We start from the raw sequence: 15,148 nt of genomic DNA, 5'->3' as shown, positions 1-15,148 counted from the left end.
GTGCCCTGTGAGCGTCGAACCGGCTGTAGTCGAAACGAGTCAATACCGAAGTACTGGAGCTATTCCATCATGGCCACTAAGAAAAAAGTCGAACTCAAAGCATTTGATGTGGCCGAACACCTTCGGACACCCGAAGAAATGGCAGCCTATCTCGACGCCTGCATCGAGGAAAGCGACGGCGATTCCGCGTTCATCGCCAAGGCGCTCGGCGACATCGCGCGCGCTCAGGGTATGAGCAAGGCTGCGCGCGCGGCGGGCCTGTCGCGCGAGAGTCTTTACCGCGCACTGTCCGGCGAGCGCAGCCCTGATTTCGCCACCATCCTGAAGGTGACCCGCGCTTTGGGTGTGCGCCTGCATGCCAGTGCCGTGTGAGGCATAAAAGCACTGCGCTCCACTTCCGCCGCCTCAAGAAGTCTGGTGCGATCAGCCTCAATCAAACCGAATGATGCGGATCAACCCTCTTGTCGACGATCCGTCTCCGAAGGCGGCCACCGTGCCACAGGGGAATACCTCTTTCGCACCGTCATGGTTGATGAAGGAGATTGTGCAGTGTGCCCGCGTTCCAGGCATGATGAGGGTGATATCGCGGTCATTCAGCACGAAGCTGTACCACATGAGTTCAGGGATTATGGAAAGCGCCATGGGGCGTGCGGTGGAGGCGATCATCTCGGCAACAGCGCCGCCGCGCGAATCCACTTCGTCCAGCCGCAGCTCAACGAGGACAGGTTTCAGGTTTGGGTAGGGTGTGCTCATTCCAGCAGCAGGTCTGCCTGATTCGTTGGCCGGGGTTGCGACGTGTTGAACCTGTGCGTTGGGGATGCCAACGTTCCGCATTATTGAGCCCCGCCCACCTGCAACGCCACATACTCCGCCAGCCCCCGGCAGGCCAGCATCAGTCCTTCGCGCGTGCCATCGCCGATATCGTCCTTCTCTTCCCCGTCCACGCGCACGCGTTCGGCGGCGTGATATAGCTCCAACAACGACACCAGACCCACCGCAGCGCGGTCCCGGCGAGCGGCGGCCACGGCCTGGCCGGGTGTGCTGGCGGGCCCCGTCCACGGGTGTCCATCGGCGGCATCACCGGCGCGGATGCGCTGCAGGCAGCCGGGCAGGTTGATCGGCGCGGGCGCCTCGTTGGCGGCGGCGAAAGCGGCTTCCAACGGCTGCGCCAGTTCGGGTGGCAGGCGCAGGGCGGCCTCGCCCAAGGTGGCGGTCAGGTAGGGGTGTGGGTTCTGGACATGCGGGCATCCTCGTCAGGAACAGAGGTGCCGCCACGATAGGGTGGCGGGCGATGCGTGGCTTCCAAGACCGGGTCAACGAATCGGCGGGCACGAGGCCCCCACGCACCGCCCGCCGTCGATCGGCTAACGGATTGCCAGCCGGCGCCGCCCCTGAAAGGACGACGCCGGCTGGCAAGCGTATACATCGTTGACAACACGGGCTTGGAAGTCCCCACCACCTTTTGCAGGTGGCGATTCATCATGCGCACGCGAAATCCCCGCCTGCCAGTCGTTTGTTTCGATGGCATCGGGTGATCTGAAAGGAAAAATGAGTTATCGCGTTTGGCCTGTTTCGAGCATCGCAATGCCAGAAGCGACATATCGCGCAGTGGCGTCATCATCGGCCATCCGGGCCGCGCCACTGTTGCCGCACGGCTTACAGTAGCGTGCGACGTAAAGCTGGCTTAACAGCCTCGGTAAGGCACCAAGGCAACGATACCAGGCGTGAATCCCCACGCGCGCTACCCGGATCTTGATATTCCTCACGGACCGCCCGCAGCGCCCACCGCATACTGCGGCTACACGCCCACCTGGGCCCCTTCGGGATCCGCACATGCGTCGCCATGCCCTGTCGCTCACCGTCGCACTGGTGTCCACCGCTTTCGTGGCCCCGGCCATGGCCGCGGTGCCGTTCTTCAACGCCAGCTGCCCGGGCGGTATCGATGTGCACGCCGACGAAGGCGGCCCCGTCTACGTGCAGGGCCGCGAGGCGGCGCTCAAGCGCTTCAACGACCGCTACGTCGAAGCACGCGATGCCAATAGCGGCATCACGTTGTCGATCAGCAGCAGCGAGGATGGCACGCCGCAGATCAGCTACACCGGCCGTGGCGGCGCCAACGGCATCTGCCAGGTCAGTGCCAGCGGAACGCCGGCGCGGGAAGAGCATCGCGATCGCCGTCGCCACGATGACGACAGCGATGCGGCGCTGCCGCGCGAGGTGACCTGCGAATCCACCGACCAGCAGCAGGTGTCGTGCGACATTGATACGCGCGGCAACGTGGAGGTGGTGCGCCAGCTGAGCCACACCCACTGCGAACAAGGGCAGAACTGGGGCCTGTCGCGGCACTCGGTATGGGTGAACGGCGGGTGCCGGGCGGTGTTCCGCAATGTGTCCAAGGTGGCGTACAGCGCGCCGGCGGGTGATACCGCGCTGGGCTCCTGCAATTTGCGCAAGGGCGCGCAGGGCACGCTGGTGACCCAGATGCCGGTGGGTAGCGACTACCAGGAACTGATCATCGATTACCCCGATGGCCGCTTCTTGTGCATGATGCGCAACAACGGCCAGGTGCAGAGCCTGACGCCGGTTCGTCGCCGCGGCGGTTGAGTTCGCCGTGGGCGGGGGCCTCCGTCAGCCGCCTGGTGTTCGCAGCAGCACCCATGCCAGTATCAGGGTGAACACACCAATGACGGTCAGGCCGAACCACGCCGCGGCCACCTTAACGTTGCCGATCAACGCCGCCAACATGCGGTCCAGTTCGCTTGTCAGAATCGGATACTCAGCGTGCGCCTTGCGCAGACGCTGCCAACCGAACGCCAAGAACAGCAGAAGCGAGAATGGCGTCAGCAGCAGCGCCGCCTGCATCAGCCAGCCGTTCGGCGACGCATCGATCAAGCTGTTCAACAGAACCGCAAAAAAAGGCGATGGGCAGCGCGACGATGAAGAAGCGTGGCCAGGTGGTGTTGATAAAGGGCGACATCACAATCTTCCATGAAAGGCGGCAGGTCCGTGCGGCATCATGCCATGCCGTTTCACTGCTGCACCGCTGCGGCACGCCAGGACGGAGGTCAGCGCGGGTTTACCGGGTCATTGCCCTTCTTGTAGGTGTACCCGGTGACATCCCAGCCGCCGCCATGGCCGGACGAGGGTTCCACCCAGGTGAATTCCCACGTCTGCAGGGAGCCGTCGGGAAGCAGGTTTTCCACCCGGTAGATCTCACCGGGAATGCCCTGCTCCGGCAGCTTTCCCGGAATCGATTCATCCGCGCGTGCAGACGCGCGCCCCACCGAGAATGCACGCCGTTCCACCTGTACGTTGCCGTAGCCCTGCGGGGCGAACGACGGCTTTACCCGCTGCGCCACCCAGTCGAGCACCTGGCGTGCGCTCGCCGTCTGCATGGGATACGCGTCGGTGGTCACCGTATGCGTGATGCGTTGCGAGGAGGCATTGGCAGCTGCCGGAAACAGTCCGCCCAGGGCAATTGCCAGTACCGCAAATCCATTGAGTGCATGTTTCATGTGCGTCGTTCTCCAGGGTTGGGGAAATGAAGCCGCACCGTCCGGGTGCCGACGCAGGGTGGACACAAGGACCGCCGTGGGTAAGAGGCGATGCCGACTCGGGTGTGAAGTGGATCAAGGAAGGGCGGGTTCCTGACCGCTCAGCGCTGGAATCCCTGACGGGGGCGCCTTTGTGCTCGCGGCGATCCGGGTATTGCCCTGCTGCACCGCCGCGAGTGGTGTCACACAGCTCTGGCTAGACTGTGCTTCTTTTTTCCCACCGCAGGAGGCACCCATGGCCCATCCCATCTCCGTATCCCTGATTGGCGTTCCCACCGATGTCGGTGCGGGCCATCGCGGTGCACGGCTGGGGCCGGAGGCGCTGCGCGTGGCGGGCCTGCCGGAGGCGCTGGAAGCACGTGGTGTGGACGTCCGTGACGTGGGCAATCTGGATGGCCCGCGCAACCCGTGGACCGCGCCGGTGGAAGGCTACCGCCATCTGGATGAAGTGGTGGCGTGGAACCATGCACTGATGGAAGCCAGCTACGCCGAGCTGCAGGCCGGCCGCATGCCCATCATGCTCGGCGGCGACCACTGCCTGGGGATCGGTTCGATCACCGCCGTCGCGCGCTGGTGCCGCGAGCAGGGCAAGACCCTGCGCGTGCTGTGGCTGGATGCGCACTCGGATTTCAACACCAGCGATGTCACCCCGTCGGGCAACATCCACGGCATGCCGGTGGCCTGCCTGTGCGGCCTCGGCCCGGAGGCGCTGACCCACCTGGGCGGCAGCGCACCGGCGATCACCCCGGCGCAGATGCACCAGATCGGCATCCGCTCGGTGGACCCGGAGGAGAAGCGCCTGATCAAGACCCACAAGGTGGATGTGTACGACATGCGCTACATCGATGAGAACGGCATGAAGCGCGCGGTGGAGGCGGCGCTGGCCGGCATCGATGAGAACACCCACCTGCATGTCAGCTTCGACGTGGACTTCCTCGACCCGAGCATCGCGCCGGGCGTGGGCACCACGGTGCCGGGTGGGGTGAACTACCGCGAGGCGCAGCTGGTGATGGAGATGATCGCCGACACCGGGCGCATGGGATCGCTGGACATCGTCGAGCTCAACCCCTTGCTGGACAAGCAGAATGCCACCGCCGAACTGGCCGTGGACCTGGTCGAAAGCCTGTTCGGCAAGTCCACCCTGATGCGCGACTGAGGGCCTGGCCTGAACGGATCGCCGATCCGTTCACACCCGCTCCACGCCGCTGCCGCCAGATTGCACGTCACGCGGCGGCGGTGGCAGTGTGCCCTCCCGCCGAGCGACAGAACCCCATCCGCGAATGAAGCGGTGTAGCGGCGAACCCAAGGAGAAGCCCATGAAGCGCGTAGTTGCCCTGATGCTGTTGTCGATGTTCTCGGTGGCCCTGCTGGCCGGTTGCAATACCGTTGCCGGTGCCGGCAAGGACGTGCAGAAGGCCGGTGAAAAAGTTGAGGACGCCGCCAAGGGCAAGTGAGCCCGGCGCGGATTGGAAGCGAAAAGGCCGGGAATCTTCCCGGCCTTTTTTGTGCGCGCTGTTTGCCGCATGGCCGTCGAAGCGGAGTGAACCATTCAAGCAGGTGAGCATGTATTTCATTGCCGGTTGACCGGTACTCAACAGCCGCTGCGCGAAGCTGGAGCCACGGTAAGAACGCCGTTGCAACCAAGGACTCCCAGCAATGAACAAAGACATCATTTCCGGCAAGTGGTCGCAGCTGAAGGGCAAGGCCCAGGCCAAGTGGGGCGATCTGACCAACGACGATTTCGATGTGGCCGAAGGCAATGCCGAGTATCTGGCCGGCCGCCTGCAGGAACGTTATGGCTGGGCCAAGGACCGCGCGGAGAAGGAAGTGCGCGAGTTCCAGGACGCGGTGAGCAAGGACTACCCGGACTACAAGTAAGCGCTTCGGTTTCCCCCACAACACGACGCCCGCACCGTGAGGTTGCGGGCGTCGTGTTGTCTGCGCCGGACGATCAGCGCGCCGGCGGGTCCGGCACGTAGCGGTTGGGGAACGCCTGCGGTTCGCGCGGCAGGCGCGAGGGCGAATCCACCAGGATGCCGCGCGCACGCAGGTTGCGGGCGCTGTCGTAGCGCAGCTGCAATACCTGTGCGGGGCTGCGGCTGGCGCGCTCGAAGTCGGTATCGCGCACCGAGGACTGCTCGCGCGCACCATGGCCGGTACCCAGCGCTGAGGCCTGCGACTTGCTGGCGTAGCCTTCGATGCGGCTGGCATTGGCACTGGCACTGGCACTGGCATCGGCCGCCGCTTCGGCCGCCGGGGCCGGCAGCGGCAGGCCACGGCGCAGGATCGGCTCGGGGCGCCAGCGACGTGCCTCTTCGAACACCGCCACGCCCACAACGCCGATGTTGTCCGGGCGGCCGGTGCGGCTGGCATAGCTGCCGCTGGGGCTGCTGAACACGAACTGCGCCACTTCGTCCTGGCTCTTGCGCCAGCCGGTGATGTCGGCGCGCTGGCCGGGGGTGAGCACGTAGCCGGTCTGCGAGGGATCGGCATCCTCGCCGGAGATGGCGTTGACGCCGTCCACCGACAGCACCACCAGCACCCGGCGCGGGCTGTCGTTGTACAGACGCACGGCGTAGCGGTGGCCGCGCTCGCCGGCCACCCAGCGCTGGCCTTCGGCGGGGTAGCTGCGCAGTTCGGTGCCACGGTCGCGGTCGACCAGGGTCATGCGCACCGGGCCGCCTTCGTAGGCCGGTGGCGGAGGCGGCGCCGGGCGGAAGCCGGCTAGGGGCAGGATCAGCAGCAGGGGCAGCAGGCGTTTCATCGGGCGTCTCCAGCGGGGTTGGGTGAATGAACGCACCGCAGGCCCTGACGGGGTTGGTGGCGTGCAAGGTAAACTGGCCCCGTTCATCGAAGGTTACCCCACGCAGTCATGACGACCCGAGTCCTTACCGGCATCACCCCCTCCGGCACGCCCCACCTGGGCAACTACGTTGGCGCCATCCGTCCGGCCATCGCCGCCAGCCGCGCGCCGGGGATCGAGAGCTTCTTCTTCCTGGCCGACCTGCACAGCCTGATCAAGTCGCAGGACCCGCAGCGCACCCAGCGCGCGACCCTGGAGATCGCGGCCAGCTGGCTGGCCTGCGGCCTGGACCCGGAACACGTGTGGTTCTACCGCCAGAGCGACATCCGCGAGACCACCGAGCTGATGTGGTTCCTGACCGCCATCGCCAGCAAGGGCATCCTCAACCGGGCGCACGCCTACAAGGCGGCAGTGGACAAGAACCGCGAGGAAGGCGTGGACGAGGACGCAGGCGTCAGCGCCGGCCTGTTCATGTACCCGGTGCTGATGGCCGCCGACATCCTGATCTTCAAGGCCAACCAGGTGCCGGTGGGCCGTGACCAGATCCAGCACATCGAGATGGCGCGCGATTTCGCCCAGCGCTTCAACCACGTGTACGGCAAGGAGTACTTCCCGCTGCCGGACGTGGTGATCGATGAGCAGGTGGCGACGCTGGCCGGCCTGGATGGCCGCAAGATGAGCAAGAGCTACCACAACACCATTCCGCTGTTCGTGCCGCGCGAGGAGCTGAAGAAGCTGGTGTTCTCTATCCTGACCGACTCGCGCGCACCGGGTGAGCCGAAGGACACCGAAGGCTCGGCGCTGTTCCAGATGTACCAGGCGTTCGCCACGCCGGAACAGACCGCAGAGTTCGCCAAGGCGTTCGCTGCCGGCATCAGCTGGGGCGACGCCAAGCAGCAGCTGTTCGAGCGCATCGACAGTGAACTGTCGCCGCTGCGCGAGCGCTACAACGCGCTGATGGCCGAGCCGGAGAAGATCGAAGCGCTGCTCAAGCGCCGTGGGCAGCAGCTGCGCGAGCAGTTGGCGGCACCGCTGCTGGAAGAACTGCGCCACGCCGTGGGCCTGCGCGACCTGTCCACGGCGGGCAACATCGCCAGCGAAGATGCCGGCGTGGCCCGCGTGGCGCCGCCGCAGTTCAAGCAGTACCGCGAGAAGGACGGCCGGTTCTACTTCAAGCTGACCGCCGGCGACGGCACGCTGCTGATCCAGAGCGAAGGCTTCGATTCGCCGCGTGATGCCGGCCAGCTGATTGCCGTGATCAAGCAGGCCGAGCAGGGCGACCAGCTGCAGAGCGAGCTGTTCAAGCTGGACGCCGAGGTGGACGCCGTGCTGGCCGCGCTGGCCGTGCTGCGCGAAGCGGCCTGATCGCCGGGCCTGCCTGCCCTTTGTAGAGTCAAGCCATGCTCGACTTTGCTCCGCCCCTGTAGAGCCGAGCCCGTGCTCGGCTGGGTAGCAACGCAGCCGAGCATGGGCTCGGCTCTACAGGGACGCCCCCGCCGGCACGACCGTGGCACAGCACCCATGGCATGATGTCCACGCGCCGCCGGCGCAATGACATGGAGTCTGCGATGGCCTGGTTGTCGCTGCTGCTGTTCCTGCCCTGGTTCCTGCTGCTGGGCAGCCTGTACTGGCTGTTTCCGCGCCAGCCGCGCAGCGCGCGGCGGCGCCTGTTCGACGGCACCACCCTGGTATTGGCGTTCGCGCTGAGCATCGTGTCGATGCTGTGGGGCCACCGCATCGGCGTGGTGCAACCCGGCGCCGGCCCGATCTGGCCGCAGGTGCTGGCGGTGCTGTACGCCTACGGCGCGTTCCTGGCGGTGCTGGTGCTGGCGTTGCTGCTGCGACCGCGCTGGCTGGACCGGTAACTCCGCCTTTGTAGAGTCGAGCCATGCTCGACTGCACGCGCCCTCTGTAGAGCCGAGCCCATGCTCGGCTGATGTCTGGCAGAAAGGCAGCCGAGCATGGGCTCGGCTCTACGGAATCTGGACTCCGACCAAAGCCGCATCGAACCCGGGCCGCCTGCGCGCCTACCATGGGCGTCTGTTCCCGATCCTGCCAGGTGCGTGCCGATGACCGCCGACCCCAGCATCCACACCATCGATACCGGCTTCCAGCGCCGGGACTTCGACGCGGCTTACCTGATCGTTGAAAACGGCCGCGCCGCGTTTGTCGACTGCGGCACCGGCCTGTCGGTGCCGGCGATGCTGCAGGCGCTGGCGGATGCCGGCCTGGGCGTGGAAGCGGTGGACTGGTTGCTGCTCACGCACGTGCACCTGGACCACGCCGGCGGCGCCGGCCTGCTGATGCAGCAGCTGCCCAACGCAAAGGCGGTGCTGCACCCGCGCGGTGCGCCGCACATGATCGACCCGACCCGGCTGATCGCCGGTGCCACGGCGGTGTATGGCGCCGACGAGATCGCGCGCAGCTATGGCCGCATCGAGGCGATTCCGGAGTCGCGCGTGGTGGTGGCCGAAGACGGCCACCGCATCCATCTGGCCGGCCGCGAGCTGGTGCTGCTGCACACGCCGGGTCACGCGCTGCACCATTATTGCGTGTGGGATGCGCGCAGCCGCAGCTGGTTCACCGGCGATACCTTCGGTATCTCCTACCGCGAGCTGGACAGCGCGCAGGGCGCTTTCATCTTCCCGACCTCCTCGCCGGTGCAGTTCGACCCGGAGGCGATGAAGGCCTCGATCCAGCGCATGCTGGGCTACGGCCCGCAGGCGATGTACCTGACCCACTACGGTCGTGTGGAACAGGTGGAGAAACTGGCCGGCGACCTGTTCGAGCAGATCGATGCGATGGCCGCCATTGGCCGCCAGTGCGACGGTCGACCGGACCGCCATCGTTGCCTGTTGGCCGCGTTGCAGGCGCTGTATCTGGAACGTGCACAGCTGCATGGCTGTGCGCTGGACGATGCGGCAGTGACCACCGTGCTGGCGATGGATATCGAGCTCAACGCACAGGGCCTGGCCTGCTGGCTGGATCGCATCAGCAGGTAGATCCACGCCCTGCGTGGATGACGCGGGCCCAAGCCGCGCCGTGATGTCACGACCACGTTACACTCTGGTGACTTCCAAGCTAGCCGTGGTACTGCCGTGAATCCGATGCGCGTGTTGCTGCTGTCGTCCTGCCTGTTCGTCGGTGGCCTTGCCCATGCGGCCAACGACCTGCCGGGTGGCGGCATCGATCCGCAGGCGCTGTCGCGCCATGTGCGCGTTCTGGCGTCGGATGAATTCGAGGGCCGCGCGCCGGCCACCGAGGGTGAAGAGCGCACGGTGCAGTACCTGATCGAGCAGTTCCGCAGCTACGGCCTGCAGCCCGGCGGCGTGGATGGCAGCTGGGTGCAGCCGGTCCCGTTGGTGCGCGCGCAGCTGGACGGCCCGGCCAAGGCCAGCCTGTCGCTGAAGCAGGGCAAGCGTGCGCTGGCCAATGGCGTGGACGTGACCCTGCAGAGCCTGCAGCCGCGCAAGCGCGTGCAGATCAGGAATGCGCCGCTGGTGTTCGTCGGCTATGGCATCGATGCGCCGGAACGCCAGTGGAACGACTACAAGGACGTGGACCTGCACGGCAAGATCGCCGTGGTGCTGATCAACGATGCTGATTTCGAGGCCGATGCGCCGGGCGCGTTTGACGGCAAGGCGGTGACCTACTACGGTCGCTGGACCTACAAGTTCGAGGAAGCCGCACGCCGTGGCGCCGAAGGCGTGCTGATCGTGCACGAGACCGCGCCGGCCGCCTACGGCTGGGCCACGGTGAAGAGCTCGGGCACATCGCCGCTGTTCGACATCGAGCGCGGCCAGGACGAGGCGATGGCGCAGCACACGCCGCTGCGTGGCTGGATGCAGCGCGAGCTGGCCGAGGCGATTTTCGCCGACGCCGGCCTCGACTTCGATGCCGAGAAGCGCAAGGCGATGCGCGCCGACTTCCGTCCTGTGGCACTGGACAACGCCAAGCTGAGCGTGGACTTCGCGCTGAAGCGCGAGCAGGTGGTGACCCGCAACGTGGTGGCCAAGCTGCCCGGTGGCGAGCATGGCGACGAGGCGGTGATCTTCTCTGCGCACTGGGATGCGTTCGGCATCGGCCAGCCCGACGCCAAGGGCGACCGCATCCGCCGCGGTGCGATCGACAACGCCACCGGCGTGGCCACGGTGCTGGAACTGGGCCGGGTGTTCGCCGCCGGCCCGCAGCCGCAGCGCACGCTGTACTTCGTGGCGCTGACCGCCGAAGAGAAGGGCCTGCTGGGCGCCAGCTACTACGCCGCGCACCCGCTGGCGCCGCTGGACAAGACCGCCGCGGTGCTGAACATCGAGATGTTCAGCCCGGATGGCCCGACCCGCGACATCGCGTCGTGGGGCAAGGGCCGGGTCTCGCTGGAAGGCGACCTGGAACGCGTGGCCAAGGCCCGTGGCCGCAGCTACAGCCCGGACCCGAACCTGGAAGCGGGCTTCTTCTACCGCGCTGACCACTTCGCCTTCGCCCGCCTGGGCGTGCCGGCAATCACCATCGGCCCGGGCCTGGACAAGCTGGACGGTGGGGTTGAAGCCGGCCGCGCGCTGCGCGAGAAGTACTTCGCCGATTGCTACCACCAGGCCTGCGATGCCTGGACGCCGCGCTGGGACCCGAGCGGCCACGCTGCCGATACCCTGCTGGTCTACGATCTGGGCGCGGAGCTGGCCAACAGCCGCCGCTGGCCGACGTGGGAAAAGGAATCGGAGTTCCGCGGCGCGCGCGACAAGAGCGAAGCGGCCCGCCGCTGAGGTAGTGCCGGCCGCTGGCCGGCAACTGCCTGCTCTTTCCGGAGGTTCATGAGGTTGCCGGCCAGCGGCCGGCACTACCAAAGGAATGTGGAGGTGTCGGCCAGCGGCCGGCACGACCGGGTGTTCGTCAGCGCCGGCGCAGCAGCTTCCAGGCGCCCCAGCCGCTGGCGGCTAGCGCTGCCAGATAGCACGCCACCATCGTGCGCAGGCCGACCAGCGATCCGCCGTTGACGCCGCGATGCAGGCGCAGTTGCAGCGAGCTGTGGCCGCTGCCCAGGTCCACTGCCAGCTGCAGCGCCAGTGCGGCGCAGAACAGCAGCAGGGCGATCCCGAAACCGATGCGTGGCCATGCGGCCTGTGCGCTGGGGCGGCGCAGCAGCCAGGCCAGTGCCGTGGCTGCGGCCAGCGTCACCGCGATCCACATCAGTGGAGGAGCGGGAGACGCAGCGGCCACCGGCATTGCACCGGTGGCCGCGATCAGGGCAACGCGTTTACTTGCGGGTGCCGTCGAGCCAGTTCGGGCCCTTGTTGGTGAGGAAGAACACATAGACCACCAACGATACCGCGATCGTGGCAGTCACGTAGAGGGCGAACCAATCGACGTGGCCGGTCTTCAGCGCGCCCTGGTACAGCAGCGGGGCGGTGCCACCGAACAGCGAGTTGGCCAGCGCATAGCCCAGGCCCACGCCCAGTGCACGCACGTGGGTGGGGAACAGCTCGGCCTTCACCACCGCGTTGATGGAGGTGTAGCCGGTGAGGATGACGAACGCCAGCGCCAGGGTCAGGAAGGCAAGGGTGGCGTCATGCTGGTGCGGCAGCTGGGTGATCAGGTACCAGCTGTACAGCACGCCGCCGACGCCGAAGAACACCAGCAGGGTCTTGCGGCCGATGATGTCCGACAGCCAGCCACCGACCGGCTGCAGCACCATCAGGAAGGCCAGCACGCCCAGGTTGATCAGGGTGCCGGTCATCGGATCGTTGCCGGCGAAGGCGCTCTGGATCATCTTCGGGCCGTTCACCGAGTAGGTGTAGAAGGCCACGGTGCCGCCGGCGGTGATCAGGAAGCACAGCAGCAGCGGTCGCCACTGGTGCACGAACAGCTCGTACATCGAGCCGGACTTCTGCGCCTTGCCCTCGCGCGCGGCCTCGATGGACGACTCCGACAGCGACTCGTCCATGCCACGGCGCAGCCAGAACACCACCACCGCGGCGATGCCGCCGATGCCGAAGGCGATGCGCCAGCCCCACTCGGAGATTTCCGGCTTGCCCCAGAAGGTCAGCATCAGCAGCAGGGTCAGCTGGGCCAGCACGTGGCCGCCAACCAGGGTGACGTAGTGGAAGGACGACAGGAAGCCGCGGCGGCCGGGAATGGCGGCTTCGGACATGTAGGTGGCGCTGGCGCCGTACTCGCCACCGGTGGCGAAGCCCTGCAGCAGCCGTGCGAACAGCAGGATGACCGCGGCCCAGATGCCGATGCTGGCGGCGGTGGGGGTGATGGCGATCAGGAACGAGCACAGCGCCATCAACGTGACCGAGACGGTCAGCGCCAGGCGGCGGCCATGGCGGTCGGCGAAGCGGCCGAAGAACCAGGCGCCGATCGGGCGCATCAGGAAGGTCGCGGCGAAGATCGCCCACACGTACATCGTGGAGTTCTTGTCGTCGGGCGAGAAGAACTGCGATTCGAAGTACACGGCGAACACCGAGTACACGTAGACGTCGTACCACTCCACCAGGTTGCCGGCGGAGCCTTTGAGGGTGTTGGAGATCGACCGCCGCAGGGCGGCGCGGTCGTTCGCGGGGACAGCAGGTTGGGGCGTGGTGCTCATCTGGGTGGGAATCCTCGATGCGGCGCGTCCGTGCGCAGGGAAAACGGCGCCCGGCCTTGGGGCGGCGCGGCCGGGCAGCCCTCTTGGTACTGCATCGACCGTCAACACGGGGTAGCAGACCAGAGCAGGGTGCATGGATGGATGACAGCGTGCCACCGCATGGGGTCCCGGACCATACTCAAAACGTCCTAGAATCCGCCTTCCCCCGGCTCCCTGGTGTGTCATGTCGGTTCCCCCCTCTTCGTCTGCGGCTGCCCCCCGGGGTGGCCTTGTCGCGCTGGCACTGCTGCTGGTCTACGTGGTCTGGGGCTCGACCTACCTGGGCATCGCCAAGGCCCTGCACGGCGGCGCACTGCCGCTGACGATGGTCTCCGGCAGCCGCTTCATCATTGCCGGCGGCCTGATGTTCCTGGCGCTGCGCCTGTTCTGGAAGCTGCCGAACCCGACCCTGCGGCAATGGCGCAACCTGGTCATCATGGGCGTGACCATGCTGGTGCTGGGCAACGGCATGGTGGTGCTGGCCGAGCGTGAGGTGTCCTCGGGCCTGGCCGCCACCGCGGTGGCCTCGGTGCCGCTGTGGATGGCGCTGTTCTCGGCGCTGCGCGGGCAGCATGCCAGCCGCGGTGAGTGGCTGGGCATCGCCATCGGCTTCCTCGGTGTGGTCTGGCTCAATGCCGGCAGCAGCCTGACCGCCTCGCCGACCGGGCTGGTGCTGCTGCTGATCGCGCCGATCGGCTGGGCCTTCGGTTCGGTGTGGGCACGCGGGCTGGACCTGCCGGGCCCGTTCATGACCGCGGCCGGGCAGATGATCTGCGGTGGCGTGCTGCTGGTGCTGATCGGCCTGGCGGTCGGCGAGCGCCCGAGCACGCTGCCCGATACCGGTGGCCTGCTGGCGATGGCGTACCTGTGCGTGTTCGGCTCCATCGTCGCGTTCACTGCCTACGTGTGGCTGCTGCAGAACGTGCGCCCGGCGCTGGCCGGCAGCTATGCGTACGTCAATCCGGTGATCGCGGTGCTGCTCGGCGCGCTGCTCAACGGTGAGCGTTTCGGCTGGCGCGACCTGCTGGCGATGGCGGTGATTCTCCTGGGTGTGGTGGTACTGACGATGGCAAGGACGCGAAAGAGATGAGCATGGACGAGAAAGAACAACGCCGGGGCCTGCTGGTCACCGCGTCCACCTTCGTGATCTGGGGCCTGGTGCCGGTGTACTGGCACCTGCTCAACGAGGTGCCTTCGTTCCAGATCATCGCCCACCGCATCATCTGGAGCACCGTGCTGGTGCTGGGCTGGCTGCTGATCAGCTCGCGCCTGGGCTGGTGGCAGAAGATCGCCGCGCAGCCGCGCGCGCTGCCGATCCTGCTGGTGTCGAGCCTGACCATCGCCTTCAACTGGGGCCTGTACATCTGGGCGGTCAACGCCGGCCATGTCATCGAGACCAGCCTGGGCTACTTCATCAACCCGCTGGTGAACGTGCTGCTGGGCGTGCTGGTGCTGAAGGAACGCCTGCGCCGCCTGCAATGGGTGGCGGTGGCGATGGCGGCGGTGGGCGTGGCCTGGCTGACCATCGACGCCGGCACACCGCCGTGGATCGCGCTCGGCCTGGCTTGTTCGTTCGGCCTGTATGGGCTGTTGCGCAAGCTGGTCTCGGTCGACCCGGTGGCCGGCCTGGGCGTGGAAAGCATGTACCTGTTCCTGCCGGCGCTGGCCTTCGCGATCTGGGCCGAAAACGGCCATGGCGGTGCGTTCTTCCATGGCTGGGGCTGGCGCAACGACCTGCTGCTGATCTTCGGTGGCGCAGTCACCGCCGTACCGCTTATCGGCTTTGCCTACGGCGTGAAGCGCATTCCGCTGTCGCTGGTCGGCATCCTGCAGTACATCGCACCGAGCCTGCAGCTGCTGCTGGGCGTGTTCTTCTTCCACGAAGCGTTCGATACCGCCAAGGCGATCGGTTTTGCCGCGATCTGGGCCGGCCTGATCCTGTTCGTCGGCGACAACATCCGCACGATGCGCGCCAAGCGCTAGCGCCGGCGGGGCTGCGGGGTCGGATCCCTCCGCAACGCGGAGGGCTCTGACCCTGTTCTATCCGTCGCGTGGGGTCGGAGCCCTTCGCAGGGCGAAGGGATCCGACCCGCTTCCACCCAAAAAAGAACGGCGCCCCGAGGGGCGCCGTTCTGCTTCCGTCCACGGCCAGGAGAGAGGGATGGC

18 protein-coding genes are annotated in these 15,148 nt (G+C 66.8%); 11 read left to right on the top strand and 7 right to left on the bottom strand.

The window, feature by feature from the left end; all coding sequences use genetic code 11:
• Positions 1–69: 69 nt before the first annotated feature.
• Positions 70–372: an addiction module antidote protein gene (locus AC5P6H_RS15190; protein ID WP_111206494.1), complete on the top strand. Its 303-nt coding sequence runs from the start codon at positions 70–72 to the stop codon at positions 370–372.
• Between the two features lie 57 nt (positions 373–429).
• On the opposite strand, the gene AC5P6H_RS15185 is transcribed toward AC5P6H_RS15190, so the two are convergent.
• Entirely contained in the window at positions 430–753 is a 324-nt protein-coding gene (locus AC5P6H_RS15185) for a hypothetical protein (protein WP_495202831.1), read from the bottom strand.
• Positions 754–833: 80 nt separating this feature from the next.
• Complete coding sequence (locus AC5P6H_RS15180) at positions 834–1,205, bottom strand: hypothetical protein (RefSeq protein WP_495202830.1); 372 nt, start codon at positions 1,203–1,205, stop codon at positions 834–836.
• Positions 1,206–1,833: 628 nt separating this feature from the next.
• Between AC5P6H_RS15180 and AC5P6H_RS15175 the strand changes: the two genes are divergently transcribed.
• Positions 1,834–2,604 carry a DUF3011 domain-containing protein gene (locus AC5P6H_RS15175; protein ID WP_495202829.1) on the top strand — a complete coding sequence of 257 codons (771 nt, stop codon included), beginning with the start codon at positions 1,834–1,836 and terminating at the stop codon, positions 2,602–2,604.
• A gap of 24 nt (positions 2,605–2,628) precedes the next feature.
• Here AC5P6H_RS15175 and AC5P6H_RS15170 read toward each other — a convergent pair whose 3' ends face one another.
• Positions 2,629–2,901 carry a hypothetical protein gene (locus tag AC5P6H_RS15170; protein WP_495202828.1) on the bottom strand — a complete coding sequence of 91 codons (273 nt, stop codon included), beginning with the start codon at positions 2,899–2,901 and terminating at the stop codon, positions 2,629–2,631.
• A 164-nt stretch (positions 2,902–3,065) separates the two neighbouring features.
• Positions 3,066–3,515 carry a hypothetical protein gene (locus AC5P6H_RS15165; protein ID WP_041862981.1) on the bottom strand — a complete coding sequence of 150 codons (450 nt, stop codon included), beginning with the start codon at positions 3,513–3,515 and terminating at the stop codon, positions 3,066–3,068.
• A 274-nt stretch (positions 3,516–3,789) separates the two neighbouring features.
• On the opposite strand from AC5P6H_RS15165, the gene rocF reads away from it, so the two are divergent.
• The 3 genes from rocF (at position 3,790) to AC5P6H_RS15150 (ending at position 5,432) form a co-directional block, all read left to right on the top strand.
• Complete coding sequence (gene rocF, locus AC5P6H_RS15160; RefSeq protein ID WP_032956249.1) at positions 3,790–4,710, top strand: arginase; 921 nt, start codon at positions 3,790–3,792, stop codon at positions 4,708–4,710.
• A gap of 160 nt (positions 4,711–4,870) precedes the next feature.
• On the top strand, positions 4,871–5,008 hold the full coding sequence (locus tag AC5P6H_RS15155; RefSeq protein ID WP_014035659.1) for an entericidin A/B family lipoprotein: 138 nt from the start codon (positions 4,871–4,873) through the stop codon (positions 5,006–5,008).
• A gap of 202 nt (positions 5,009–5,210) precedes the next feature.
• Positions 5,211–5,432 carry a CsbD family protein gene (locus AC5P6H_RS15150; RefSeq protein WP_004153772.1) on the top strand — a complete coding sequence of 74 codons (222 nt, stop codon included), beginning with the start codon at positions 5,211–5,213 and terminating at the stop codon, positions 5,430–5,432.
• Between the two features lie 73 nt (positions 5,433–5,505).
• On the opposite strand, the gene AC5P6H_RS15145 is transcribed toward AC5P6H_RS15150, so the two are convergent.
• Positions 5,506–6,318, bottom strand: coding sequence for a hypothetical protein (locus AC5P6H_RS15145; RefSeq protein ID WP_495202827.1), 813 nt, complete (start codon positions 6,316–6,318; stop codon positions 5,506–5,508).
• A gap of 108 nt (positions 6,319–6,426) precedes the next feature.
• Here AC5P6H_RS15145 and AC5P6H_RS15140 point away from each other — a divergent pair, with 108 nt between their 5' ends.
• From AC5P6H_RS15140 to AC5P6H_RS15125, 4 genes are all read left to right on the top strand, one after another.
• Positions 6,427–7,722, top strand: coding sequence for a tryptophan--tRNA ligase (locus AC5P6H_RS15140; RefSeq protein ID WP_014645631.1), 1,296 nt, complete (start codon positions 6,427–6,429; stop codon positions 7,720–7,722).
• Between the two features lie 203 nt (positions 7,723–7,925).
• The gene (locus AC5P6H_RS15135) at positions 7,926–8,222 is read left to right on the top strand and encodes a hypothetical protein (RefSeq protein WP_414611825.1); all 297 of its coding nucleotides are present in this window, start codon (positions 7,926–7,928) and stop codon (positions 8,220–8,222) included.
• A gap of 204 nt (positions 8,223–8,426) precedes the next feature.
• A complete protein-coding gene (locus AC5P6H_RS15130; RefSeq protein ID WP_495202826.1) occupies positions 8,427–9,359 on the top strand; it encodes an MBL fold metallo-hydrolase in 933 nt (310 codons plus the stop codon).
• A gap of 105 nt (positions 9,360–9,464) precedes the next feature.
• Positions 9,465–11,117: a M28 family metallopeptidase gene (locus AC5P6H_RS15125; protein ID WP_014645634.1), complete on the top strand. Its 1,653-nt coding sequence runs from the start codon at positions 9,465–9,467 to the stop codon at positions 11,115–11,117.
• A gap of 127 nt (positions 11,118–11,244) precedes the next feature.
• Here AC5P6H_RS15125 and AC5P6H_RS15120 read toward each other — a convergent pair whose 3' ends face one another.
• Entirely contained in the window at positions 11,245–11,541 is a 297-nt protein-coding gene (locus tag AC5P6H_RS15120; protein WP_014645635.1) for a hypothetical protein, read from the bottom strand.
• A 67-nt stretch (positions 11,542–11,608) separates the two neighbouring features.
• Positions 11,609–12,943, bottom strand: a complete 1,335-nt coding sequence (locus AC5P6H_RS15115) for an MFS transporter (RefSeq protein WP_014645636.1) — start codon at positions 12,941–12,943, stop codon at positions 11,609–11,611.
• A 223-nt stretch (positions 12,944–13,166) separates the two neighbouring features.
• Between AC5P6H_RS15115 and yedA the strand changes: the two genes are divergently transcribed.
• Both yedA and rarD read left to right on the top strand, forming a co-directional pair.
• The gene (gene yedA, locus AC5P6H_RS15110) at positions 13,167–14,072 is read left to right on the top strand and encodes a drug/metabolite exporter YedA (protein ID WP_049441840.1); all 906 of its coding nucleotides are present in this window, start codon (positions 13,167–13,169) and stop codon (positions 14,070–14,072) included.
• Positions 14,069–14,965, top strand: a complete 897-nt coding sequence (gene rarD, locus AC5P6H_RS15105) for an EamA family transporter RarD (protein WP_014645638.1) — start codon at positions 14,069–14,071, stop codon at positions 14,963–14,965. Before yedA ends, rarD begins: the two co-directional genes overlap by 4 nt.
• The last annotated feature ends 183 nt before the right edge of the window (positions 14,966–15,148 follow it).

This window comes from Stenotrophomonas sp. YJH_SMC_110 (assembly GCF_059369255.1).
Note: the sequence above shows the minus strand (reverse complement) of the source record. Positions and strands in the feature narration are given on the sequence as shown.